The organism is Stappia sp., assembly GCF_040110915.1.
Classification (GTDB): Bacteria; Pseudomonadota; Alphaproteobacteria; order Rhizobiales; family Stappiaceae; genus Stappia.
This window is the reverse complement of the sequence record NZ_CP157793.1, coordinates 994,349-1,018,956: the sequence shown is the minus strand read 5'-3', so window position 1 is coordinate 1,018,956 and position 24,608 is coordinate 994,349. Positions and strand designations below refer to the sequence as shown.

The 24,608-nt window shown below is 68.4% G+C and carries 20 protein-coding genes; 8 read left to right on the top strand and 12 right to left on the bottom strand.

Features of this window, described 5'->3' with window-relative positions:
• Positions 1-35: 35 nt before the first annotated feature.
• Together ABL312_RS04510 and ABL312_RS04505 are read right to left on the bottom strand one after the other, a co-directional pair.
• The gene (locus tag ABL312_RS04510; protein WP_349360181.1) at positions 36-1,229 is read right to left on the bottom strand and encodes an acetyl-CoA C-acyltransferase family protein; all 1,194 of its coding nucleotides are present in this window, start codon (positions 1,227-1,229) and stop codon (positions 36-38) included.
• Positions 1,230-1,701: 472 nt separating this feature from the next.
• Complete coding sequence (locus tag ABL312_RS04505; RefSeq protein ID WP_349360180.1) at positions 1,702-3,201, bottom strand: CoA-acylating methylmalonate-semialdehyde dehydrogenase; 1,500 nt, start codon at positions 3,199-3,201, stop codon at positions 1,702-1,704.
• A 201-nt stretch (positions 3,202-3,402) separates the two neighbouring features.
• Between ABL312_RS04505 and ABL312_RS04500 the strand changes: the two genes are divergently transcribed.
• The gene (locus ABL312_RS04500) at positions 3,403-4,284 is read left to right on the top strand and encodes a LysR family transcriptional regulator (RefSeq protein ID WP_349360179.1); all 882 of its coding nucleotides are present in this window, start codon (positions 3,403-3,405) and stop codon (positions 4,282-4,284) included.
• 47 nt (positions 4,285-4,331) lie between these two features.
• Here the strand turns inward: ABL312_RS04500 and ABL312_RS04495 are convergent, their stop codons facing one another.
• Positions 4,332-5,480, bottom strand: a complete 1,149-nt coding sequence (locus ABL312_RS04495) for a Gfo/Idh/MocA family oxidoreductase (RefSeq protein WP_349360178.1) — start codon at positions 5,478-5,480, stop codon at positions 4,332-4,334.
• Between the two features lie 115 nt (positions 5,481-5,595).
• Here ABL312_RS04495 and iolG point away from each other — a divergent pair, with 115 nt between their 5' ends.
• Entirely contained in the window at positions 5,596-6,597 is a 1,002-nt protein-coding gene (iolG, locus tag ABL312_RS04490) for an inositol 2-dehydrogenase (protein ID WP_349360177.1), read from the top strand.
• A gap of 1 nt (position 6,598) precedes the next feature.
• Here iolG and ABL312_RS04485 read toward each other — a convergent pair whose 3' ends face one another.
• A complete protein-coding gene (locus tag ABL312_RS04485) occupies positions 6,599-7,462 on the bottom strand; it encodes a MurR/RpiR family transcriptional regulator (RefSeq protein WP_349360176.1) in 864 nt (287 codons plus the stop codon).
• Positions 7,459-7,887, bottom strand: coding sequence for a hypothetical protein (locus ABL312_RS04480; protein ID WP_349360175.1), 429 nt, complete (start codon positions 7,885-7,887; stop codon positions 7,459-7,461). Before ABL312_RS04480 ends, ABL312_RS04485 begins: the two co-directional genes overlap by 4 nt.
• Here ABL312_RS04480 and ABL312_RS04475 point away from each other — a divergent pair.
• The 3 genes from ABL312_RS04475 to ABL312_RS04465 all read left to right on the top strand — a co-directional run bounded on the left by ABL312_RS04475 (position 7,886) and on the right by ABL312_RS04465 (position 10,890).
• Positions 7,886-8,836, top strand: coding sequence for a sugar ABC transporter substrate-binding protein (locus ABL312_RS04475; protein WP_349360174.1), 951 nt, complete (start codon positions 7,886-7,888; stop codon positions 8,834-8,836). The two genes, ABL312_RS04480 and ABL312_RS04475, sit on opposite strands and share 2 nt — an antisense overlap.
• A gap of 130 nt (positions 8,837-8,966) precedes the next feature.
• Positions 8,967-10,088 (top strand): ABC transporter permease, encoded by a 1,122-nt coding sequence (locus ABL312_RS04470; protein WP_349360173.1) that lies wholly within the window; start codon positions 8,967-8,969, stop codon positions 10,086-10,088.
• A 4-nt stretch (positions 10,089-10,092) separates the two neighbouring features.
• Positions 10,093-10,890 (top strand): ATP-binding cassette domain-containing protein, encoded by a 798-nt coding sequence (locus ABL312_RS04465; RefSeq protein WP_349360172.1) that lies wholly within the window; start codon positions 10,093-10,095, stop codon positions 10,888-10,890.
• A gap of 26 nt (positions 10,891-10,916) precedes the next feature.
• Here the strand turns inward: ABL312_RS04465 and ABL312_RS04460 are convergent, their stop codons facing one another.
• The gene (locus ABL312_RS04460) at positions 10,917-12,458 is read right to left on the bottom strand and encodes an alkaline phosphatase family protein (RefSeq protein WP_349360171.1); all 1,542 of its coding nucleotides are present in this window, start codon (positions 12,456-12,458) and stop codon (positions 10,917-10,919) included.
• A gap of 321 nt (positions 12,459-12,779) precedes the next feature.
• Here ABL312_RS04460 and ABL312_RS04455 point away from each other — a divergent pair, with 321 nt between their 5' ends.
• Positions 12,780-13,706: a pirin family protein gene (locus ABL312_RS04455; RefSeq protein ID WP_349360170.1), complete on the top strand. Its 927-nt coding sequence runs from the start codon at positions 12,780-12,782 to the stop codon at positions 13,704-13,706.
• On the opposite strand, the gene ABL312_RS04450 is transcribed toward ABL312_RS04455, so the two are convergent.
• Positions 13,684-14,586: a DUF6030 family protein gene (locus tag ABL312_RS04450; protein ID WP_349360169.1), complete on the bottom strand. Its 903-nt coding sequence runs from the start codon at positions 14,584-14,586 to the stop codon at positions 13,684-13,686. The two genes, ABL312_RS04455 and ABL312_RS04450, sit on opposite strands and share 23 nt — an antisense overlap.
• A gap of 161 nt (positions 14,587-14,747) precedes the next feature.
• Here ABL312_RS04450 and ABL312_RS04445 point away from each other — a divergent pair, with 161 nt between their 5' ends.
• Complete coding sequence (locus ABL312_RS04445) at positions 14,748-16,019, top strand: acetylornithine deacetylase/succinyl-diaminopimelate desuccinylase family protein (RefSeq protein WP_349360168.1); 1,272 nt, start codon at positions 14,748-14,750, stop codon at positions 16,017-16,019.
• A 39-nt stretch (positions 16,020-16,058) separates the two neighbouring features.
• The gene (locus tag ABL312_RS04440; RefSeq protein ID WP_349360167.1) at positions 16,059-17,561 is read left to right on the top strand and encodes an ABC transporter substrate-binding protein; all 1,503 of its coding nucleotides are present in this window, start codon (positions 16,059-16,061) and stop codon (positions 17,559-17,561) included.
• 781 nt (positions 17,562-18,342) lie between these two features.
• On the opposite strand, the gene ABL312_RS04435 is transcribed toward ABL312_RS04440, so the two are convergent.
• The 5 genes from ABL312_RS04435 to ABL312_RS04415 all read right to left on the bottom strand — a co-directional run bounded on the left by ABL312_RS04435 (position 18,343) and on the right by ABL312_RS04415 (position 24,566).
• Complete coding sequence (locus ABL312_RS04435) at positions 18,343-20,097, bottom strand: TRAP transporter fused permease subunit (protein WP_349360166.1); 1,755 nt, start codon at positions 20,095-20,097, stop codon at positions 18,343-18,345.
• 89 nt (positions 20,098-20,186) lie between these two features.
• A complete protein-coding gene (locus ABL312_RS04430; RefSeq protein WP_349360165.1) occupies positions 20,187-21,143 on the bottom strand; it encodes a TAXI family TRAP transporter solute-binding subunit in 957 nt (318 codons plus the stop codon).
• Between the two features lie 228 nt (positions 21,144-21,371).
• Entirely contained in the window at positions 21,372-22,412 is a 1,041-nt protein-coding gene (locus ABL312_RS04425) for a betaine/proline/choline family ABC transporter ATP-binding protein (protein WP_349360164.1), read from the bottom strand.
• A gap of 9 nt (positions 22,413-22,421) precedes the next feature.
• Positions 22,422-23,459 (bottom strand): ABC transporter permease subunit, encoded by a 1,038-nt coding sequence (locus tag ABL312_RS04420; RefSeq protein ID WP_349360163.1) that lies wholly within the window; start codon positions 23,457-23,459, stop codon positions 22,422-22,424.
• A gap of 126 nt (positions 23,460-23,585) precedes the next feature.
• The gene (locus tag ABL312_RS04415; RefSeq protein ID WP_349360162.1) at positions 23,586-24,566 is read right to left on the bottom strand and encodes an ABC transporter substrate-binding protein; all 981 of its coding nucleotides are present in this window, start codon (positions 24,564-24,566) and stop codon (positions 23,586-23,588) included.
• Positions 24,567-24,608 lie beyond the last annotated feature (42 nt).

Sequence of the window (24,608 nt, the reverse complement as noted above, 5' to 3'; positions counted from 1 at the left end):
CGTCGCCCGGCCGAAACCGGGCGCGCCCGCGCGCCTCAGGCGGCGTTGAGGTTCTCGATGGCCAGGGCGATGCCCTGACCGCCACCGATGCACATGGTGATCAGCGCGTAGCGCCCGCCGGTGCGCTCCAGCTCGTACATCGCCTTCACGGTGATGATGCAGCCGGTGGCGCCCACCGGATGGCCGAGCGCGATGGCGCCGCCATTGGGGTTCACCCGGTTGGAGGGCAGTCCGAGTTCGCGCATCACCGCGCAGGCCTGTGCGGCGAAGGCCTCGTTCGACTCCACGACGTCGAAATCCGCCGCCGTCATGCCCGTCTTCGCGAAGAGCTTCTGCACGGCCGGGATCGGGCCGATGCCCATCTCGTCCGGTGCGACACCGGCATGGGCGTAGCCGATCAGCCGCGCCATCGGCGTCAGCCCGCGCGCCTCCGCCGCCCCGCGTTCGGCAAGCACCACGGCGGCCGCGCCGTCGTTGATGCCCGACGCATTGCCGGCCGTGACCGTGCCGTCCTTGCGGAAGACAGGACGCAGCCCGCTCAGCGTCGAGGGCGAGGTTTCGGCGCGCACGTGCTCGTCGGTGTCGAAGGTCACGGTGCTGCGCCCCGCCTTGACCTCGATCGGCAGGATCTGGTCGCGAAACCGCCCGTCGCGCAGCGCGATGCCGGCGCGCTGCTGGCTGTCGACCGCGAGCGCATCCTGCGCCTCGCGGCTGATGCCGTAGCGTTCGGCGACGTTTTCCGCCGTCACGCCCATGTGCCCGCCGCCGAAGGGGTCGTTCAGCGCGCCGAGCATCATGTCGTACATCGCCGCCTCGCCCATCTTGACGCCGAAGCGGGCGCCGGGGCTCGAAAATGGCGCGCGGCTCATGGATTCCGCGCCGCCGGCCAGCGCATAGTCGGTGTCTCCGAGCAGGATCGACTGCGCCGCCGACACGATGGCCTGCGCGCCCGACCCGCACAGCCGGTTGACGGTGAGCGCCGGCGCTTCCACCGGCACGCCGGCCTCGACGGCGGCCACGCGCGCCAGATACATGTCGCGCGGCTCGGTGTTGATGACATGGCCGAAGACGACATGCCCGATATCGTCGGGCGCGACCTTGGAACGGCGAATCGCCTCCGCGGCCACCTTCGCCCCCAGCTCCGTCGGCGGCACCGACTTCAAGCTTCCCCCGAATGTCCCGATCGCCGTGCGGACGCCCGACACCAGAACCACTTCCCGATCCGTCATTGATCCCTCATGTGTTTTTGCTCGCCGGAACCGTCGCCCGCGCGGTTGACCCGAACGTAACGCCGGCGTGGCGCAAGCGCAAACGCCCATGTTGTGTACGGTTGCGAAATGCAAAGAGGGCGGGAACCTGCGTTCCCGCCCTCTTGTTTCGGTTCCGGTATTCGGGTCGGCCCGGGGTGGTTCTTGAAGAATTCGTCACGCTCCGGCGAGCCCGACCGGGGGTGGCGGTCTTGGACCACGGGCTGACGCCCGCTCACCCTCGACCGCGTTCGCGCCTGCCATCGCCCCGCTTTCCCGGCGCCTCGCGCGACGGACGACAAAGCCGCCCTGGCGAGGCTTGCGGCGATGGCTCGGGCTTCGCCCGACCGGGGGTGGCGGTCTCGACGCGGGCTGACGCCCGCTTACCCTCGACCGCGTTCGCGCCTGCCATCGCCCCACCGGGGCGATGGCTCGGGCTTCGCCCGACCGGCGCTCACTTCATCGTCGGAATGACGAATTCGGCGCCGTCCTTCAGGCCCGACGGCCAGCGCGAGGTGACCGTCTTGGTGCGCGTGTAGAACTTGAACGCGTCCGGGCCGTGCTGGTTCAGGTCGCCAAAGCCCGAGCGCTTCCAGCCGCCGAAGGTGTGATAGGCGAGCGGCACCGGGATCGGCACGTTGATGCCCACCATGCCGATGTTGATCCGGCTGGCGAAATCGCGCGCGGTGTCGCCGTCGCGGGTGAAGATCGCGGTGCCGTTGCCGTACTCGTGGCTCATCGGCAGGTCGAGCGCCTCGTCGTAATCCTTGGCGCGCACCACCGACAGGACGGGGCCGAAGATCTCTTCCTTGTAGATCGACATGTCCTTGGTGACATTGTCGAACAGGCAGCCGCCCATAAAGAAGCCGTTCTCGTAGCCCTGCATGGTGAAGTCGCGGCCGTCGACGGCGAGCGTCGCGCCGTCCTTCACGCCCTGATCCACCAGACCGAGCACCCGGTCGCGCGCCTGCGCCGTGACCAGCGGGCCGAAGTCAACATCGTCGCCGGCCGTATAGGGCCCGATCTTCAGGCTTTCCACGCGCGGGATCAGACGCTCCATCAGCGCGTTCGCCGCTTCCTCGCCGACCGGCACCGCCACCGAGATCGCCATGCAGCGCTCGCCGGCAGCCCCATAGCCCGCGCCGATCAGCGCGTCGGCCGCCTGGTCCATGTCCGCATCCGGCATGATGATCATGTGGTTCTTGGCGCCGCCGAAGCACTGGACGCGCTTGCCGTTGGCGCAGCCGCGCGAATAGACGTATTCGGCAATCGCCGTGGAGCCGACGAAGCCGACTGCCATGATGTCGGGGTCGTCGAGCACGCCGTCGACCGCTTCCTTGTCGCCGTTGACGACATTCAGGATGCCGGCCGGCAGGCCCGCTTCCATCATCAGTTCGGCCAGCATGATCGGCACGGACGGATCGCGCTCCGACGGCTTGAGAATGAAGGCGTTGCCGGCCGCGATCGCCGGGCAGAACTTCCACATCGGGATCATCGCCGGGAAGTTGAACGGCGTGATGCCGGCGACGACGCCGAGCGGCTGGCGCATCGAATACATGTCGATGCCCGGGCCCGCGCCCTCGGTGAACTCGCCCTTCAGCAGATGCGGCGCGCCGATGCAGAACTCCGCGACTTCCAGTCCGCGGATCACGTCGCCCTTGGCGTCGGGGATGGTCTTGCCGTGCTCGCGCGACAGCGCCTCGGCGAGCTTGTCCATGTCGCGATGCAGAAGGCTCACGAACTTCATCAGCACGCGGGCGCGCTTCTGCGGATTGGTCGCGGCCCAGGCGGGCTGGGCGGCGGCGGCGTTTTCCACGGCGGCGCGCAGCTCGCCCTGGCTGGCGAGCGCCACCTTGGCCTGAACCTCGCCCGTCGCCGGATTGTACACATCGGCATAGCGGCCCGAGGTGCCCTCGACATGCTTGCCGCCGATGAAATGTCCGATTGTCTGCATGGGTCGTCTCTCCCTTTGTCGCCCCGTCGTCCACTCTGGCCACGCCGTTCAGATCGAAGCGCCGGCCCGGGCACGCCACCTGCGGAAGCCATGCGGGGTCGATCCTGTCTTGCCTTCGTTTTTTGTCGGATGCAATGTGAGGTTTACCGCATCCGTTGTGCAAATTTGCGCACCACCATCCCGCCCGCTCGCGGAGACCGCATGAACTGGGACGACCTGCGCATCTTCCTCGCGGTGGCACGCTCGGGACAACTGCTTTCGGCCGCCCGCGCGCTCGGCGTCAATCACGCCACCGTGGCGCGGCGGCTCTCGGCGCTGGAGGCCGATCTCGCGGTCAAGCTGGTCGACCGGCGCACCACGGGCTCGCAGCTCACGCCCGCCGGCGAGCGGCTGCTTGCGACCGCCGAGCGGGTGGAGGCGGACATGCTGGGCGCGCGCGCCGAAATCGGCGGCGGCGACGTGGCGCTGTCGGGCAGCGTGCGCATCGGCGCGCCGGACGGCTTCGGCGTCGCCTTTCTGGCCCCGCGCCTCGGCCGGCTCACCGAGCAGCACCCCGATCTCACCCTGCAACTGGTGCCCGCGCCGCGCGCGGTGTCGCTGTCGCGGCGCGAGGCGGACATCGCGATCACCGTGGAGCGGCCCGAGCACGGACGGCTCATCGCGCGCAAGCTGGTCGACTACACGCTCGGCCTCTATGCCTCGCGAGACTATCTCGCACGCGCCGGCACGCCGACGACGCCGCAGGATCTCGCCGCCCACGCGCTGGTCGGCTACGTGGAGGATCTGGTCTATTCCTCGGCGCTCGCCTATGCCGACGAGGTCGACCGCAGCTTCAAGCCGCGCTTCGAGATCGCCTCGACGCTGGGTCAGACCGAGGCGGTCAAGGCGGGTGCCGGGATCGGCATCCTGCATGCCTTCATCGCGCGCGGCGAGCCGGATCTCGTGCCCGTTCTGCCGGAGCGCGCCATCCGGCGCAGTTACTGGATGGTGCTGCACGAAAGCGTGCGCGAGCTGCGCCGGGTGCGGGTCGCGGCCGAGTTCATCGCGCGGTGCGTGGACGAGGCCCGCGATATCTTCGCCTGACCCGCCCGTTCGCCTGACCCGGCCGTTCGCATGACCCGGCCGGGGTCTCAGCCGTCGAGAGCGCCCACATCCTCCCAGCGCCCCGCCTCGAAGGCGCGGGCGGCGGCATGCACCGCGCGTTCGATCTCGAGCCCGTCGTCGAAGGTGACGACCCGCGCCGGCGCGCCGTCGATCGCGCGCAGCAGCTCGCGGCACTCGATCACCTTGAGATCGTTGAAGCCGAGCCCGTGGCCGGGCGCCGGCAGGAAGGCATCATAGGGTTCATGGGCCGGCCCCGTCAGAATGCGGGTATAACCCTGCCCGCTCGCGGCGCCGTCGGCGCGATAGATCTCGACCTCGTTCATACGCTCCTGATCGTAGAGGATGGAGCCTTTTGAACCGAAGATCTGCAACGCGATCCGGCCCTTGCGCCCCCAGGCGGCGCGGTTGACCAGCAGGCTCGCCTGCACGCCGCCTTCCAGCCGGAGCAGCAGGTTCGCCATGTCGTGAGTCTCCACGGCGCGCGGCGCGCCGGCATCATCGGGCCGCGTCGCATAGGGCTTCGCCATGTCGCAGAAGACGCGCTCCACCCTGCCGAACAGCCGCTGGATCAGCGACAGCGGATGCACGGCGAAATCGTCGAGCGCACCATAGCCCGAGGGCGCCGCGCTCTTCCACGAAAAGCGGGTCGCCGCATCGGCCATGAAATCCTCGTCCATCTCGGCGCGCAGCTGCACCGGCGTGCCGATGGCGCCTTGCGCGATCAGCGCCTCGATATGCCGGAAGGCGGGGTTCTGGATGTAATTGTAACCCAGCACGGCGACGCGCCCGCTCGCCCGGGCCGCCGCGCGCATGGCCCGCGCATCGGCGAGCGCCGGCGCCATCGGCTTTTCGCACCACACGTGCTTGCCGGCTTCCAGCGCCGCGATCGCCATCTCGGGGTGAAAGGCATTGGGCGTGGTGATCGACACAACGTCGACGGCCGGATCGGCGATCAGCGCGCGCCAGTCGGCGGTCGCCCGCGCAAAGCCCAGCGCTTGCGCCCGTTCGCGGGCCAGATCCTCGCTCACCTCGCACAGGAACTCGAGGCGCGGGCGCGCGACGTCGCCGAAGACGGTGCGCACGGATGTCCAGGCCAGCGCGTGACACTTGCCCATGTAGCCTGTCCCGATCAGCCCTACGCCGATGCTGCGCGCCTGCTTGTCCGCCCCGCTCATGCCCGTCCTCCCGTCGCTGCGACGACTGCCGCTCGCCGCTTGCGCGAGTGAAACGATAATTCTATGTTCGGGTCAATATGGAACGTACATTCCCTTTTCGCGAAAGGACGCCAACGTGCTCGCCATCGCCGTGATCGGAGCCGGTCGAATCGGCCGCATTCATGCCAGCAATCTTGCCGCCCGCGCGGCCGACCGGGGGGACGTGCGGCTTGCCGGCATCTGCGACGCCCTGCCCGAGGCGGCCGGCGATCTGGCGCGGCGTCTCGGCGTTCCGGTGCTCGATCTCGACCGGGCGCTCACGGGCGCGGATGTGGATGCGGTGCTGATCGCCTCGCCGACCGACACCCATGCCGATTTCATCGAGCAGGCGGCCCGCGCGGGCAAGGCGATCTTCTGCGAAAAGCCGGTCGATCTGTCGGCCGAGCGCGTCGCGCAGGTGGTCGCGGCGGTGGAAGGCGCCGGCGTGCCGCTCTTCATCGGCTTCAACCGGAGATTCGACCCGAATTTCGCCGCGCTCAAGGCCCGGATCAAAGAGGGGCGCATCGGTGCGGTGGAAATTGTCACCATCCTGTCGCGCGACCCCTCGCCGCCGCCGGCCTCCTATGTCGCGCGCTCGGGCGGGCTGTTCCGCGACATGATGATCCACGATTTCGACATGGCGCGCTTCCTGCTGGAGGAAGAGCCGGTGGAGGTGCATGCGGTCGGCTCCAGCCTGGTGGACCCGGAGATCGGCGCCGCCGGCGACGTGGACACCGCCGCCGTCCTCCTGAAGACCGCAAGCGGCAAGATCGCCCAGATTTCGAATTCGCGGCGCGCCACCTACGGCTACGACCAGCGGATCGAGGTGCATGGGTCAGCCGGCCTGCTCAGGGCCGGCAACCAGCACGAGACGAGCGTGGAACTCGCCACGGCGGAGGGCTTCACCAGCGATCCGGCGCAGGCCTTCTTTCTGGAACGCTATGCGGCGGCCTACCGCCTGCAGCTCGAGGCCTTCGTGGCCTGCGCGCGCGGCGAGGCCGCGCCCTCGCCGGACGGCCATGACGGATTGCAGGCCCAGCGCCTCGCCGACGCGGCCACCGAGGCCGCGCGCACGGGGGCGCCGGTGCGGCTGAGCTAAGTCACGAGGCACCAGCGGCGTCGCGGCGCAGTTCGGCCGCCGCGACGCAGAGCGCCATCGCCAGACATTGTGTCCCGGACAGGGAGCGGAAGGCGCCGAGATCCGCCTCCACCACCTCGATCACCGCATCCGCCGACTGGATCAGCGGCGAGAAGGGCGAATCGGTGATGGCCAGCACCGGCACGCCGCGCGCCGCCGCCGCATTGGCCACCTCGACGGTGAGCGCGGTGTAGGGCGTGAAGCTGACCGCGAGCACCAGATCCTCAGGGCCCGCGCCCTCGACCTGCTCCGCCCCCAGCGAGGCGAGATTGTCGACCAGCACGGCCGTGATGCCGAGCTTTGCAAGCGCATAGGCCATATAGGCGCTGACCGGAAAGGCGCGGCGCTGCGCGACGAGATAGATCACCCGGGCGTCGGCCATCAGCCGCGCCGCGCGGTCCATCGCCTCCGCCGGGATCGTGCTGCGCAGGCGCAGCAGCGACGCAACCGCCGTGTCGACGAAATCGGCGAACAGGCCATGCGCGCCCTCGCGCTCGCCGGGGCGATGGCGCAGGACCTCCAGCCGCTCCTCGTAATCCGGCCAGCGCTCGCGCAGCCGCGCGCGAAACACGTCCTGAAACTCGGAGAACCCCTGATAGCCGAGCGACTGGGCGAAGCGCACCAGCGTCGAGGGCTGCACCTCCGCCTGTTCGGCGATCGCCGCCACGGTGCCGAAGGTCACATCGTCGGGCCGGTCGACGGCGAAGGCCGCGACCTGCGCCAGCCGCTTGGGCATCTCCGGCCGGCGCTCGATCAGCAGCGCACGCAGGGCATCGTACTCCCTCGGCGGCTGCCCGAGATCCCGGTCCGTGTCGCGCGTGCTCATCGCCTGTCCTTTCCGCCGCCCGTTTCAACGCCTGTCGCGGCCCTCTTATCGGTCCGCCCCGGCAATCCGCGCAAGGCGACCTTGCGGAAAACCCCGCCCGCCGGCGATGTCGCATCGCCGCGAGTCGTCGCCTCCTTCCATTTCAACTTGACATCGCAGAAGGCAAAATGGAATAAAAATTCCATATGGCGCATTTTAGAACGCGTCATTCCGAGGTCATCGACCGGTGCAACGCCGCCAGCCACCAGCCGTCGCGAGACGGCCGTGGTCTCGCGCACAGAAGGGCGAAGCCCCGTGCCGGGGCCGGTGGCGCGGGCGGCGGGTCGTCGCCCGCGCGACGGGTTCGGCGTCGACCTCGAACGGAGAACGCACGGGAAACGCACATCGCTCGCAAGGAGCGCCAGGGATTTGGGAGGAAACACCATGAAACGCGCAGTCACCCGCCTGATGGCGGCCGTCGCCGCCGTCGGCCTCGCAAGCGCCGCGCCGGTGGCCCCGGCCATGGCCGAGGACGTCAACATCATCGTCGTCAGCCACGGACAGGCGTCCGATCCGTTCTGGTCGGTCGTGAAGAACGGCGTCGCCCAGGCCGGCGAGGACATGAAGGTGAACGTCGACTACCGCGCGCCGGAAACCTTCGACATGGTCGCCATGGCGCAGCTGATCGACGCGGCGGTCAACCAGGAGCCGCACGGGCTGATCGTCTCGATTCCCGACGCGGATGCGCTCGGCGATTCGATCCGCAAGGCGGTGTCGGCCGGCATTCCGGTGATCTCGATGAACTCCGGCTCGGACGTCTCGGCCGAACTCGGCGCGCTGCTGCATGTCGGTCAGGAGGAATACGACGCCGGCAAGCGCGCCGGCGAGAAGCTCGCCGAACTCGGCGGCACCAAGGGCCTTTGCGTCAACCACGAGGTCGGCAACGTCGCGCTCGACATGCGCTGCGAGGGCTTTGCCGCGGGCTTCGGCGGCGATGTGACGGTGCTGCCGACCACCAACGATCCGGGCGAGATCCTGTCGAAGACCAAGGCGGCGCTCGCCTCCGACGGGGACATCGACACGATCATGGCGCTCGGCGCGTCGCTCGCCGGCGAGCCGGTCGTGCAGGCGGTGCGCGACACCGGCATGCTGGACAGCGTGCGCGTCGCGACCTTCGACCTGTCGGCGAACTTCCTGCAGGCGGTCGCCGATGGCGAGGCGGCCTTCGCCATCGACCAGCAGCAGTATCTGCAGGGCTATCTGCCGGTGGTGTTCCTCGCCAATCACGCCCGCTACGGCCTGATGCCGGGCGGCAATGTCCCCTCGGGCCCGAACCTGATCACGCAGGACAAGGCGGCCCAGGTGGTCGAACTGTCGGCCCAGGGCATCCGCTGACGCCCAACGCGAAAAGGGAGCGCGCCGCCGGCGCGCTCCCGACAGTCGAGTGGACATCAGGCGCGGGCCGTGGCCGCACGGATGCGCAAGGATCGCAGGTCGAGAGACCTCCGACAGGAGCGACGGACACATGAGCGACGGACAGGCAGCCCCGGCCGCGACGGCCGAGCGCGACGAACGGCTCAGGGACACCTCCCTTCTCACCAGGCTCCTGCGGCGCCCGGAACTCGGGGCGCTCGCCGGGCTCGTTCTGGTGACGATCTTCTTCATGACGGTCGCCAATCCGGCGATGTTTTCTCTCGCCGGGATCATGAACTTCATGGCGCCGGCCGCCCAGCTCGGCATTCTCGCCATCGGCGCGGCGATGCTGATGGTCGGCGGCGAGTTCGACCTGTCGGTCGGCTCGATGGTCGCCTTCGCCGGCCTCGCCTTCGGCACGGTGCTGGTCACCTGGGACATGCCGCTGATCGTGGCGATCGCCGCGACGCTGGTGTTCGCCGCCGGCATCGGCGCGCTCAACGGGCAGATCGTGCTCAGAACCGGCCTGCCCTCCTTCATCGTGACGCTCGCCTTCCTGTTCATCCTGCGCGGGCTGACGCTCGTCGGCCTCAAGTGGGCGACCGGCGGCGCCACCCAGCTGCGCGGCGTCAAGGAGGCGGCCGGCGACAGCCCGATCCTGGAACTCTTCTCCGGCGAGGCCTTCGAGGGTCTGTTCGCCTGGCTCGCCGCGCAGGGCTGGATCGACACGTTTCGCAACGGAACGCCGAAGGTCACCGGCGTGCCGGTCGAGATCCTTTGGTTCATGGGCATCGCCGGTGTCGCGACCTGGGTGCTGCTGCGCACGCAGTTCGGCAACTGGATCTTCGCCGCCGGCGGCGACGCCAATGCGGCGCGCAACTCCGGCGTTCCCGTGCGGCGCGTGAAAACCATCCTGTTCATGGGCACCGCCATGTGCGCCGCGCTCGTCGCCGTTCTCACCGTGCTCGATGCCGGGTCGACCGATGCCCGGCGCGGTTTCCAAAAGGAGTTCGAGGCAATCATCGCGGCGGTGATCGGCGGCTGCCTGCTCACGGGCGGTTACGGCTCGGCCATCGGCGCCTTCTTCGGCGCGATCATCTTCGGCATGGTGCTGATCGGCCTGACCTACACCGAGATCGACCAGGACTGGTACCTGGTGTTCCTCGGCGGAATGCTGCTGCTCGCCGTCCTGTTCAACAACTACATCCGCAAGCGCGCGACCGGGGAGCGCTGAGGCCATGACCGAGACGACCGATCACTCCACACCGCTGATCGAGGTGCGCGACCTCGTCAAGCATTTCGGCTCCGTCATCGCACTCGGCGGCGTTTCCATCAAGGTGCATGCCGGCGAGGTGCTCTGCCTGCTCGGCGACAATGGCGCGGGCAAGTCGACGCTGATCAAGACCCTGTCGGGCGTGCATGCGCCCACCGCCGGCACGTTCCTCGTGGAGGGCCGGCCGGCCGCCTTCACCTCGCCGCGCGACGCGCTCGACGCCGGGATCGCCACCGTGCATCAGGATCTCGCCATGATCCCGCTGATGTCGGTCACGCGCAACTTCTTCATGGGCCGCGAGCCGATCACCGGCATCTGGCCGTTTCGGCACATGGACATGGCCCATGCCGACGCGGTGACGCGGGAGGAGATGCGCCGCATCGGCATCGACGTGCGCGATCCGCAACAGGCGGTCGGCACGCTGTCGGGCGGCGAACGGCAGTGCGTGGCGATCGCCCGCGCCGTCTATTTCGGCGCGAAGGTGCTGATCCTCGACGAGCCGACCTCCGCGCTCGGCGTGGCGCAGACCTCGATGGTGCTCAAGTACATCGATCAGGTCCGGGCCAAGGGGCTCGGGGTGATCTTCATCACCCACAACGTGCGCCACGCCTATGCGGTCGGCAATCGCTTCACCGTGCTCAACCGGGGCAAGACGCTCGGCACCCACGCCAAGGACGAGATTTCCATCGACGAGCTGCAGACGCTGATGGCCGGCGGCAAGGAGCTTCAGGATCTCGGCGCGGAGCTCGGCGGCACGGTCTGACCGGACCACCGGCACGCGCCGCCGCTTCAGCGCCGTGCGTCGACAGGCCCCTCCTCCGTCAGTTCGATACCCGTCAGGCGGCGGTCGAGGTGTCGGGCGCGCCAGGCGAGCATCTTCTCAGCGTAGTGCAGACGGACGGACGCGTAGGCCGGATCCTCGGCGACATTGCGGGTCTCGTCCGGATCGGCGGCGAGATCGAAGAGCAGCGGCGGCAACGCGGCGAAATGGACGTATTTGACGTCTTCGTCGCGGATCACCGTCATCGTGCAGTCGTCCATCGCAAGACCGAGCGCCTCCTGCGCCTCGCCGGTGGCAACCTCGCGGAAATCATACTCCCAATGCGCCTCGCGCCGCCAGTCGGCCGGCGTCTCGCCATCGAGAAACGGCGTCAGCGCCCGCCCGTCGAGCCAGCCGGGGACATCCGCGCCGATGGCCTCGAGCACCGTCGGCATGATGTCGACGGATTCGGTGAAGGCACTCACGGTCCGCCCGTGCGCCTTCGGCTTGCGCGGATCGCGCACCACCAGCGGAATGTGGAAGGACTGGTCGTAGAAGCCGAGCTTGGAAAAGAGCTGGTGGTCGCCCATCATCTCGCCGTGGTCGGAGGTGAGCACGATCAGGGTGGTGTCCCACGCGCCGGATGCCTTGAGGCCGGCGATCAGACGGCCGATCTGGGCGTCGACCTCCGAGATCATGCCCCAGTAGGTCGCCCGGATCTGCCGGCGGGTGGCCTCGTCCCAGTCGCGCACCTTGCCGCTGGCGCCCCAGATCATGTCCGACTTTTTCTGTCTGGCGAGCGCATAGGAGAGCAAGGGATGCACCGCGCCCGCGTCCTCCGGCGTCGACGCCCCGCGAAACGCCGGACCGTCCTCGGGATCGTACATGGAGGCATAGGGCTCGGGCACGATGAAGGGCGGATGCGGGCGGATGAAGCTCACATGCGCGAACCAGCCCTTCGTGTTGGCCCCCTCCGGCGCGCGGGCCTGCTCGCCCTGCCATTGCAGGAACTCCTCGACCAGAAAGGCCGTTTCGGTCTCCTCGGCCGTGTAGCGCGGCGGCGTGCCGGAGGGCGGATCGGCCGGCCCCTCGGCCGGCAGCCACATGTCTCGCGCCGGGTGCGGCAGCGCGTGACCGCGCGCCTCCAGCCAGGAGAGCCACGGCCCGTGATCCTCCGGCACGCGGACGCGCACGCTCAGGCCGGGCAGAATGCCCTCATAGGTCCTCAGCCAGGGATCGTCGCCCGTGACGGTGCGCGGATCGACCGCCTGGTCGGTGTAGCCGAAGAGGGTCGGATCGTAGCCGGCACGGCGCGCCGCGAGCGCGATGGTATCGTGACGGGCATCGAGCGGCGTGCCGTTGCGCACCACCCGGTTGGTCATCTGGTAAAGCCCGGTGTAGAGGCAGGCGCGCGCCGGCGCGCAGGGCGCGGCCTGGCAATAATGGCGCGCGAAATGGACGCCCTCGGCGGCCAGCGCGTCGATGTTCGGCGTCCTGACCTGAGGATGCCCGGCAATGCCGAGGCAGTCGCCGCGCCACTGGTCGGCGGTGATGAGCAGAACGTTGAGCATGAAGATCAATCCGACTGGAACCTGACGCGAATCCCCTTGGGCCCGCGCCACAGGATGACATGACCTGTCCCGGGATGCCCTGCGGAGTCGACCGCAGAGTGGGAAGACAATCGCGCCCGAGATCCTCCACTGTTCGCAAAACGGAAACAGCGCGTCGCGAGACGACCGGCTGGCGCGCGGGCGTCGCGCGACTATCTTGGGAAACCATGACAAGTACGAGACACTTGGTCTCGTGTAGCCTTGGCGAGCGGGCTTTTCCACGGCCCTTTGAGGTGGCCGGGACCCGGCCCCCGGACGACGCGCAAGCGGAGCGACCCGATCATGACCTGGATGCCAGACTTCGACCCCACCCCCGGCGACGCGAGCGCCTGCGATCTCATCGACACGCTGATCGTGCCGCGGGCCCGCGATCTCGGCGGCTTCGAGGTGCGCCGCGCGCTGCCCTCGCCGAAGCGGCAGATGGTGGGGCCCTTCATCTTCTTCGACCAGATGGGACCGGCGGAGTTTCTGGAGACGGGCGGCATCGACGTGCGGCCGCATCCCCATATCGGGCTCGCCACCGTGACCTATCTCTTCGAGGGCGAAGTGCACCACCGCGACAGCCTCGGCTCGGACATGATCATTCGCCCGGGCGAGTTGAACTGGATGACGGCGGGCTCCGGCATCGTCCATTCCGAGCGCGAGGACCCGGAGTGGAAGACGAAGCGACGCAAGCTGTTCGGCATCCAGAGTTGGGTGGCGCTGCCCAAACACGCGGAAGAAACCGCCCCGGCCTTCGAGCATGTCGGGCGCGCCGATCTGCCGGTGCTGGAGGATCGCGGCGCGACGGTGCGCGTGATCGCCGGCGAGATGTATGGCGCACGTTCCCCGGTCAAGACGGCCTCTGAGACCATCTATGCGGATGTGAGCCTGGAGCCGGGCCGCAGCCTTCCGCTCGATGCGCTCCACGAGGAACGCGCGCTCTACACCGTCGGCGGCACGGTGGAGATCGCCGGCGAGACCTTCGAGGCCGGGCGGTTGCTCGTCTTCAAGCCGGGCGACCGCATCACCGTGACGGCGGCCGGGCCCGATCCGGCGCGCTTCCTGATCCTCGGCGGCGAGCCGATGGACGAGCCGCGCTATATCTGGTGGAACTTCGTCTCCTCGTCGAAGGAGCGCATCGAACAGGCCAAGGACGACTGGAAGCGCATGCGCTTCGACACGGTGCCGGGCGACGCGGAGGATTTCATTCCGCTCCCGGGACGCTAGGATCGTCCGCACGCGGCACGAGCCGGCCGCCGCCCTGCGGCCGGGCCCTGCGCGGGTGCCGCTCCTCCTCCCAGGAAAACGGCGCGAAAAGTTCCGCCGGGGCGACGAGATCCACGCCCGGGAAGTTGAGGATCACGTTGAGACGGGGCAGACCGGCCGCATCGCTCGTCAGTTCCGGATCCTCCGGCAGCACCCGCATGCGCAGGCCGAAGGAGTTCAGATCAATGGCCTGCCCGGCGCGCACGGCTTGCTCCAGATCGTCCGGCCAGGGCCAGCCGTAGCGGCGGCCGATGGCGTCGAGCACGCGCAGGAGTGCGGCGCGCGCGGCCTCCGCGCTCGCCGGATTGTCGCCGGAGAGCTTGAGGCGGACGCTGGTCAGCGCCTCCTCCGCCGGGCCGCGCAGGTTGACGAAGAGCGTCGAGCGTCGCCCGTCCGGCGCCTCGCGTCCGATGCGCACCAGATCGCTCGCGCAGTACCAGAAGCCGGCCACGAAGGGGTCCGGCTTCCAGTCCGACATCGGCACGCCGAGCCGGTCGATCGCCGCACAGAGGTCCTTCGGGTGCCCGCCGTAGGTGCGTTTGAAGGTCGCCGAGCGGTCGAGGGCGGGCGCCAGCAGCCGGGCGCGCGGCTCGGGCGCCAGCGCGCCGAGCGGATCCGGCGGCAGACCGGCGGGCGGCTGCGCGAGATCGGTCTCGGGCACCGGCGCGGGGCCCACGATCCGCGCGGCGACGAGGGCGGCGACGAGCACGGCCACGGCGACCGCGATGAGGGCCAGCCCGCGCCGCAGCGCCTGACGGCGCCTCAGCCGCAGCAGCACGTCGTGGCCGCTCGCGGCCGGCGCCGCGCCCTGCGAAGGCTGTGACCTCGCGTCGTCTGACATGTCCCGTCTCGTTGACCCCGTCTCGTCGCTCGAGCGGTTGGGCATTTTCGCGCAAATGCCTGTCGGCACGCTGGAACCGGGCGCGGGCCTGGTGCACCATGAGGGACGTCACGCGCCGCGGCCGCCGGTCGCTTCGCGTCAGTCGTAGCACGGGAGGGAGCATGCTGGAGGCGCTTTTTCGGCGCATCGACGACAAGCGCGACGCGCTCGTCGCCCTGACGCAGGACCTGATCCGCATTCCGACGGTCAACCCGCCCGGCGAGGCCTACACGCCTTGCGCGGAATACATCGGACGAAGGCTCGCCGCGCGCGGCTTCGAGGTCGCCTACCTGCGCGGCGAGGACACGCCCGGCGACAGCGCGCGCTATCCCCGAACGAATGTCGTCGCCCGCATCGAGGGCAAACGCCCCGGCCCCTGCGTGCATTTCAACTCGCACATCGACGTGGTGGAGGCAGGCCACGGCTGGACGGTCGACCCCTTCGGCGGCACCGTGCGCGACGGCAAGGTCTACGGCCGCGGCGCCTGCGACATGAAGGGCGGGCTCGCCGCCTCCATCGTCGCGGTCGAGGCGCTGATCGAGGCGGTGCCCGAGTTTCCCGGCGCCATCGAGATCTCCGGCACGGTGGACGAGGAATCCGGCGGCTTCGGCGGCGTCGCCTATCTGGCAAGCAAGGGCCTGTTCTCCAAGCCCCGCGTCGATCACGTGATCATCCCCGAACCGCTCAACAAGGACCGCATCTGCCTCGGCCATCGCGGCGTGTGGTGGGCGGAGATCGAGACGCGCGGCTCCATCGCGCATGGCTCCATGCCGTTTCTCGGCGACTGCGCCGTGCGCCACATGGGCTCGGTGCTGGAGCGCTTCGAGCGCGACCTCTACCCGAGACTCGCGGCCAAGCACACTGACATGCCCGTGGTGCCGGAGGGCGCGCGGTCCTCCACGCTCAACATCAACGCCCTGCATGGCGGCCAGCCGGAGGGCTTCGACGGCCTGCCCTCCCCTTGCGTGCCCGACAGTTGCCGGATGGTGATCGACCGCCGCTTTCTCATCGAGGAAAGCCTGGAGGAGGTGAAGGGCGAGGTGATGGATATCCTCGACGATCTCGCCCGCACCCGCGAAAAATTCGACTACCGCATCCGCGACCTGATGGAGGTGATCCCGACCATGACGGAGCGCGACGCCCCGGTGGTGCGCGCCGTCGCCAACGGCATCCGCGACGTGCTCGCGACGACGCCCGACTACGTGATTTCGCCGGGGACCTACGACCAGAAGCATATCGCCCGCATCGGCCATCTGCACGATTGCATCGCCTATGGTCCGGGCATTCTCGACATGGCGCATCGGCCGGACGAATTCGTCGGCATCGACGACATGGTCGACAGCGCCAAGGTGATGGCGCAGGCGAGCCTCGCGCTGCTGACGGGCGCGGTATAGTCTCGTCTCCATCGGGACAGGAACGGGAGGGGATTTTTCATGATGGCATCGGCAACCCGGCGGCGCTTTCTGGCCGCCGTCCTCGCGCTCGGGGCGCTCGGCATCGGCGGCGCGCTGCCGGCGCAGGCCGCGCGCAGCGACCTGACGCTCGGCATACGGCTGGAGCCGCCGCATCTCGACCCGACGGCGGGCGCGGCGGCGGCCATCGACGAGATCACCTATGCCAATATCTTCGAGGGGCTCACCCGCATCGACGCGGAGGGCGCGGTGCGCCCGTGGCTCGCCGAAAGCTGGGAGATTTCCGAGGACGGGCGGGTCTACACCTTCACGCTGCGCTCCGGCGTCACCTTCCACGACGGCACCGCCTTCGACGCCGAGGACGCGAAGTTCTCGCTCGACCGGGCACGCGCAGAGGACAGCACCAACGCCCAGAAACCCCTTTTCGCCGGCATCGAGAGCGTGGAGGCGGTCGATCCGACGACGCTGAAGGTCACGCTCGCCGAGCCGAACGGCGCCTTCCTGTTCAATCTGGGCTGGGGCGACGCGGCGATGGTCGCGCCGGAAACGGCCGACACCAACAAGGCCGAGCCGGTGGGCACCGGCCCCTTCACCCTGGCCCGCTGGGTGCAGGGCGACCGCATCGAGATCGTGAAGAACCCGGATTACTGGGGCGCGCCGGTCGCCCTCGAAAAAGCCACCTTCAAGATCATCGCCGATCCGGCCGCGGGGCTCGCCGCGCTGATGGCCGGCGACGTCGACGCCTTCCCCCAGTTTCAGGGCGTGGAGAACCTTCCACTGCTTGAGGCCGATCCGCGCTTCACCGTGGCGGTCGGCTCGACCGAGGGCGAGACGATCCTTGCCATGAACAACAAGGCCGGGCCGCTCGCCGACGTGCGGGTGCGCCGCGCGATCTCCCATGCCGTCGATCGTCAGGCGATCATCGACGGGGCGATGTTCGGCGTCGGCACGCCCATCGGCACCCATTTCGCGCCGCATCATCCCGCCTATCTCGATCTCACCGACACCTATCCGCTGGACCTCGACGCGGCGAAGGCGCTGCTTGCGGACGCCGGCTATCCGGACGGCTTCTCCGCGACGCTGAAGCTGCCGCCGCCGACCTACGCCCGGCGCGGCGGCGAGCTGATCGCCTCGGATCTGAAGAAGATCGGCATCGAGCTGGAAATCGTGCCTCTGGAATGGGCGCAATGGCTGTCGGAAGTGTTTCGCGGCAAGGACTACGACTTCACCATCGTGTCGCACACCGAGCCGATGGATATCGGCATCTATGCCCGCGACGACTATTACTTCCAGTACGACAGCGAGGCCCTCGACGCGGTGATCGCAAGGCTCGACAGGACGACGGACAAAGACACCCGCTACGCGCTGATGCGCGAGGCGCAGGAGATCGTCACCGCCGACGCGGTCAACGTCTTTCTGTTCCAGTTCGCCAAGGCGGGCGTGTGGAACGCCAAGATCGAAGGGCTTTGGGTCAACGCACCGATCCAGGCCAACGACCTCACGGGCGTGCGCTGGACCGACTGAGGCCGCGCCTGCCCGGCCTGACGCAGGACCCGGGAGCGGGGGCGCACGGCCCCCGCTTTTTTTCATGCGAAGCCAGGCGCCCAAGAGACGCGCGAAAGGGAAGCGCGAAGGGGGAATTCGCGATGTCGCGTCCGCCCCGCTCTCCGTCGTCACCCCGGCCCCCGAGCCGGGGTCCACTCCACGGTGCCGAACATTCCGGCAGTGTCGTAGGGCGGCGCATTTCCGACCGCACCGCGACGATCCGCCACCGCTGAGGGCACCAATGGATCCCCGATCAAGCCGGGGATGACAACTGCGGCGAGTGGAGACGCCGTCAACAGAAACAATCCCGGAACCACTCGGGGCTCGCGGAGCGCAGGACAAACGCCCCACAAACTGTCGTCACCCCGGCCTCCGAGCCGGGGTCCAATCCACGGTGCCGCACATTCCGACAGCGTCTTGGGGCAGTGCATTTCCGACCGCACCGCGACGATCCGCCTCCGCTGAGGGCACCAATGGATCCCCGATCAAGTCGGGGATGACGGCTGCGGCGAGTGGAGACGCCGTCAACAGAAACAATCCCGGAATCACTCGGGGCTCGCGGAGCGCAGGACAAACGCCCCACACACTGTCGTCACCCCGGCCTCCGAGCCGGGGTCCACTCCACGGTGCCGAACATTCCGGCAGCGTCTTGGGGCAGTGCATTTCCGACCGCACCGCGACGATCCGCCTCCGCTGCGGGCGCCAATGGATCCCCGATCAAGTCGGGGATGACGGCTGCGGCGAGTGGAGACGCCGCCCCTCACACGAAGAGCAGCACCCCGCCGGCGACGACGAGGAGAACACGCAACGCCCAATGGAGCGGGGCGATCACGCCGAAGGAGATCGCGGCGAGGCTTGCGCCCACCTTCGCGGCGGCGAGAAGGGCCGCGCCGGGATCCGCGCTCAAGGCGATGAGGGCCGGATTGGCGACCATGCCGAGCGGCACGAGATAGAGCCCGAGGCCGAGCGCCATCGCCGACAGCGCGACCTTCAGCCAGTTCTCGCCCACCATCCCGGCGGCGATGAAGACCGCGCCGCACACCGGCGGCGTGATGGTCGACAGAAGCGCGTACCAGAAGACGAAGAGATGCGCCTGCAGGGGATCGAGCCCGAGCGCGATCAGCGCCGGGCCGGCGACCGAGACGCAGATCACATAGGCCGCCGTGGTCGGCACCTCCATGCCGAGCACGAGACAGGCGACCGCCGTCAGCAGCAGCGCCGGCCACAGGTATCCGCCCGAGCCGGAAAGAATCAGCGAAGTGATCTTCACGCCGAGCCCGGTCAGGCCCAGCACGCCGATGACGATGGAAGCGCACAGGATGATCGCGGCAATCGTCGCGATCTGCCGACCGGCGGTGATGCAGGCGGTTTCCAGACGCAGCGTCAGCCGGGCATCGAAGAACAGCAGCGCCGCGCCGGCGAGGATCGCCAGCGACGCGGCGTATTGTGGTGTCACGCCGAGACCGAACATGCCCCACAGGAGCACCGAAAAGGGCACGAGGAAGAAGGCGGAGGTGATCAGCACCGCGCGCGCGCCCGGCCGGTCTTCCGCCGCAAGGCCCCTGAGCGTATGGCGCCAGGAAAAGGCGTCGATGCCGACCCACACGGCGAGGAAATAGAGCATCGCCGGCAACAGGGCGGCGAGCATGATCTCGGCATAGGGCGTGCCGGTCAGTTCCACCATCACGAAGGCGCCCGCCCCCATCAGCGGCGGCATGATCTGCCCGCCGGAGGAGGCGACCGATTCGACCGCGCCGGCCAGGGCGCGGGGATAGCCGAGCCGGGTCATGGCCGGCAGGGTGATCGCGCCGGTGGAGGCGACATTGGCGGAGGCCGAGCCGGAAATCGACCCGAACAGCGCGGAGGAAATGACGGACACCTTCGCCGCTCCGCCGCGCAACCGTCCGGCGGCGGCGGCCGCGACATTCATGAAGCCCTGCCCCGCCTCGCCGGCGTTGAGCACCGCGCCGAAGATCACGAAGATCGCCACCACGCCCACCGACACGCCGGTGAGCTTGCCCCACAGGCCGCCTTCGGCAATCGTCAGCGTGCCGAAGAGGCTCGCCATCGGCAGACCCGGATGGCCGAATTCGCCCGGGATCGCAGCCCCCCAGACCGCATAGGCGAGCGCCAGGCTCGCGACCAGCGGCAGCGGCCAGCCAATGGCCCGGCGCGCCATTTCCAGCACCACGGCGAGCAGGAGCAACGCCAGCCCCATCTGGACCGGCCCTGAAAGATAGCCGTATTGATCGCCGAGCGCGTCGGCGTTCCACGCCACCCAGAGGCAGGCGGCCATGCCGAGCGCGGCGATCGCCGCCCCCGTGCGCCGCTCGAAGGGCGTCTTCGCCATCAGCACCAGCACGAAGGGCAGCGCGAGCGCCATGTGCAGCGGCCGGCTGACGAGGTTCGGCACGAGGCCGGAGAACACGAGCCCGAGATGAAAGGCGATGGAGACCGCGCCGAGCGACGCCCAGATCAGGCGCTCGAGCGGGGACAGCGTGGGTTCGGACGTCACGGACGGGACCTGCGGGCGGGGACGGGGCTTGGGAAAAACGCCGCCGGCCCGGAGGCATCCGGGCCGGCGGACGCGGTCAGATCAGCGGATTACTTCTGCGCGGGATCGAGCGCAATGCCCGCTTCCTCGTAGTAGCGCACGGCGCCGGGATGGATCTTGCCGGAGATGTTGGCGAGAAGGTCGCTCGACACGCCGTTCCACCAGGGCGCATCCGTTCCCATCTTCGCCTTTTCCTCCCAGAAGGTCCTGGTCAGTTGATAGGCGGTCTCGTCGTCCATCTGGGTGGTGGTGAAGGCGACGACGGGCAGCGAGGTGGTGGTGATGTCGCTCTCCTGGCCTGCATAAGTGCCGGCCGGGATCACCATCCGGGTGCGCTTCGTCGCGGCGATCTGCTCGTCGGTGAGGGAGAGCACGGCGATGCCGGTGCCCGCGGCCGCCTCGATCACATTCGGCGCGGGGTAGGACCCGGCGGTGACGAACCCGTCGATCTGGCCGTTCTTCAGCGCCGGGCCGGCGTTCGACAGTTCCACGTCGGCGAGCGTCACCTTGTCGGTCAACCCGAAGAGGTCGAGATACTTGGCGCCCTCGTTGGCGCCGAAGCTGCCCTTGCCGATCAGGATCGTCTTGCCTTCCAGATCGGCGAAACTCTCCACGCCACTGTCGGCGCGCACCACGAAGTGCATGGTCAGCGAGGGGATCGGAAACAGCGCGCGGATCTCGTCGAAGCGCGGGTTTTCCTTGCCCTCGAACATGGCCTTGCCGCCCTGCGCGAGCGACACCAGCGCCGGCGGCGTGGTGAAGACATAGTTGCCGGGCCTGACGGCGGCTTCCATCACGTTTTGCACCGAGCCCTGGCTTTCCTCGACCGTGACGATGATCTCGCCGTTGGAGCCGGCCTTCATCGCCTCGGCGATCTGCACCGCCATCTGGTAGTAGGACGAGGCCGACGAGGCCGACTTGTAGGTCACGCGGGTCTCGGCCGCGGCCGATGCCGGCAGAAGCGCGGCTGCGGCCGCCGCGAATACGAGCTTGCTCCAGAGCTTCATGGATCCTCCCGGGGGATTCTTGTGTGTGAGGGCAACGCGCCGGCCGCGACAGTCCCGCCCGGTTCGCCCGCCTCGGACCATAATCCGACCGCCGCGCGGTTGCACGCAACCAGGCGGCGAGATGACCAGACCTCTCCGGCCCGGCGATTGCGCGCCCCAAAAACCGCCACGGCCGGGCGCCCCTTGAGGACGCCCGGCCGCCGGACATGCGTTCTTGTGCGGTCGCGCTCAGGCGGCGCGGTTCGTGCTTGCCGGCACCAGCGCGCGCATGATGTCGGGCATCAGCAGCGTGCCGACCGGCTTGCCGTCGCGCATCACGCGGAAGCGCGGCGACATCGCGCCTTCGGCCTTGGCGATCACGCTTTCCAGGTTGTCGTTGTAGTCTACATCGCCGGAGATTTCGCCCTCGATGGGGTCGGTGCGCATCACCGAGCGCGCGCGCAGCACGCGGGCGCGGTTGATGTCGGCCACGAAGTCCTCGATGTAGGCATCCGCCGGGTTGAGCAGGATATGCTGCGGCTCGCCCTGCTGGACAATGGCGCCGTCGTTCAGGATCACCAGGTGGTCGGCGAGCTTGAGCGCCTCGTCGAGATCGTGGGTGATGAAGACGATGGTCTTGTGCAGCTCGTTCTGCAGTTCGATCAGCAGATCCTGCATGTCGGTGCGGATCAGCGGATCGAGCGCGGAGAAGGCCTCGTCCATCAGCATGATCGGCGAGTTCGACGTGAGCGCGCGGGCAATGCCGACGCGCTGCTGCATGCCGCCCGACAACTGGTGCGGATACTGGCCGCCATAGCCGCCGAGGCCGACGCGCTCGAGCCAGCGCTCGGCCTCCGCCTCGTAGTCGGAGCGCTTCCAGCCGCGCGTCGCCAGCGCCATGCCGGCGTTGTCGAGCACGGTGCGATGGGGCAGCAGCGCGAACTTCTGGAAGACCATCGACATGGTCTCGCGGCGCATCTGGCGCAGTTGCGCCTCGTTCCACTCCAGAATGTTCTCGCCGTCGATCAGCACCTCGCCGGCCGTCGGCTCGATCAGCCGGTTGAGGTGGCGGATCAGCGTCGACTTGCCGGAGCCCGACAGGCCCATGATGACGGTGATCTCGCTCTCGCGGATGTCGACATTGATGTCGCGCAGGCCGAGCACATGGGCATGGCTTTCCAGCAGGTCCGCCTTGGTCGCGCCCTCGCGCACCGCCTGCATCGCGGTTTCCGGATCGTCGCCAAAGATCTTGTAGAGACTGCGGATCGACACTTTCACGGGATTGGTCATCGCGCGCTCCTATCGGCTGGACTGGCTGGCGTCGACCCGGGCGAGCGCCGCCTTGGTCACGCGGTCGAGCAGAATGGCGATCATCACGATGCCGAAGCCCGCCACCAGACCGACGCCGAGTTCCAGATTGCGAATGCCGCGAAGGACCAGCACGCCGAGACCCGGCGCGGACACCAGCGAGGCGATCACGACCATCGCGAGGCTCATCATGATGGTCTGGTTCACACCGGCCATGATGTTGGGCAGCGCCAGCGGGATCTGCACGCCGAACAGCTTCTGCCGGCTGGTCATGCCGAAGGCGTCGGCTGCCTCGATCACGCTCTTGTCGACCAGGCGGATGCCCAGATCCGTCAGCCGGATCACCGGCACGATCGCATAGAGGATGATCGCGATGCCGTAGAGCTTCGGTTCCGTCACCGAGAACAGGAAGATCAGCGGGATCAGATAGACGAAGGGCGGCAGCGTCTGAAGCATGTCCAGAATGGGGATCACCATGCGCTGCATCCGGTCGGAGCGGGACATGGCGATGCCGATGGGCACGCCGAACAAGACGCATATGAAGGCACAGACGAAGACGATCGCAAGCGTCTCCATGGCCGGGTCGTAGTGGTCGATGAAGGCGAGCAGCGCCAGCGTCGCCGCGACGAAACCGAGCACCTTCCAGGACCGCGCGACCAGAAACGTCAGCACCAGAAGCACGGGAATGACGATCCACCACGGGGTGGAGGTCATCATCCAGATCATGTCGCTGAGCATCCAGCTCAGCGGCTGGGTCAAGGGGTCGATCACGAAACGTAGCCCGCTGCGGATCGCGAGAAAGCCCTCTTCCAGACCGAGCGTCAGATCGCGCGTCTGCGGGATCGCGCCGCACGCGTCATGAAGGGCATCGAGCGAGGGAAACGGCAGGTCCCACAGCGACACGGCCTTGGCCTCGTCGCCACCGGCCTGCGCCATGAGATCGGCCATCGACATCGGGCCGTCCTTCGTGGAGGCATCGCACCACGATCTCAGGCCGAGTGCGTCGAACACACCGTCATAGGTTGCCATTGGATCTTTCGGACCCCGGGGTCCGCCCATGTTGTTGCCGAGACAAGGTGTAGCAAACAAAAGGACGGAGCCGGGTCCGGCTCCGTCCGCAGTTGGGAAGGGTCGCCCCTTCGAACATCGCGCCGCTTACTGAAGCAGCTTCGCCAGGCGCTCGCGCGCCGCGTCGTTCAGCCAGGAGCTCCACTCGTCCTGGAAGGTGGTCAGGTAGTAGACCGCCGCTTCCTCGCCGGAGGCGTTGTTCTCGTCCTGCCACGCCAGAACCGCACTCATGGTGTCGGTCTTGAACGTCATCTTGGACATCAGCTCCGCGACCTCCGGCTCACGCTGCTCCAGCTCGGTCAGCACGGCCGTGTAGATCTTGGCGGTCGGGAAATCCGACGGCTTGGGGTCCGGATTGTCCTTGTTCTGGTTGGCGGTATGGGCCGCCTCGTCGTACTCGCCGAGGTCCACCTTCACCATGTCGAACTTGCCGAGCGGCACGGTCGGGCCCCAGTAGTAGCCGAACCAGGGCTCCTTGTCCGCGTAGGCCGCGGCCATGGAGGAGGCGAGCGTCTCGCCGGAGCCGTGGTTGAACACCTCGATGCCGGAGGACTCCAGATCGAAGGCGCGGATCAGGTTGTCGCTGACCACACGGCAACCCCAGCCTTCCGGGCAGTTGTTGAACCGGCCGCCGACCAGCTCCGGGTTGGCCATCACGCCCTCGATGGTCGCGAGCTCGGGATGCGCCTCGACCAGATAGGCCGGCAGCCACCAGCCCTCGACGCCACCGGGCGAGAGCACTTCGGCGGCCTGCTTCAGCTTGCCTTCCGCGATGAGGCGGTCATAGACGTCGCCCACGGAATTCTGCCAGAGCTCGGTGACGATGTCCGGCTCGCCGTTTTCAGCGACCGACGCCATGGCCGGGACCGTATCGGAGGGCACGACGGAGACGTTGCAGCCGTAGCCCTGCTCCATGATGAATTCCGCGACCTTGGTCACGACCGCGGCCGAAGCCCAGTTCATCTGCGTGATCGACACGTCGCCGCAGGTGGTGTCCTGTGCCTGCGCCGAAAGCGGCATGAGGCACGTGGCCGCGACGGCGGCCGCCGTCAGGGTCAGTTTCCGCATAATAACATCCTGAATTTGTGGGAGGTAAAACGACCGACGGAA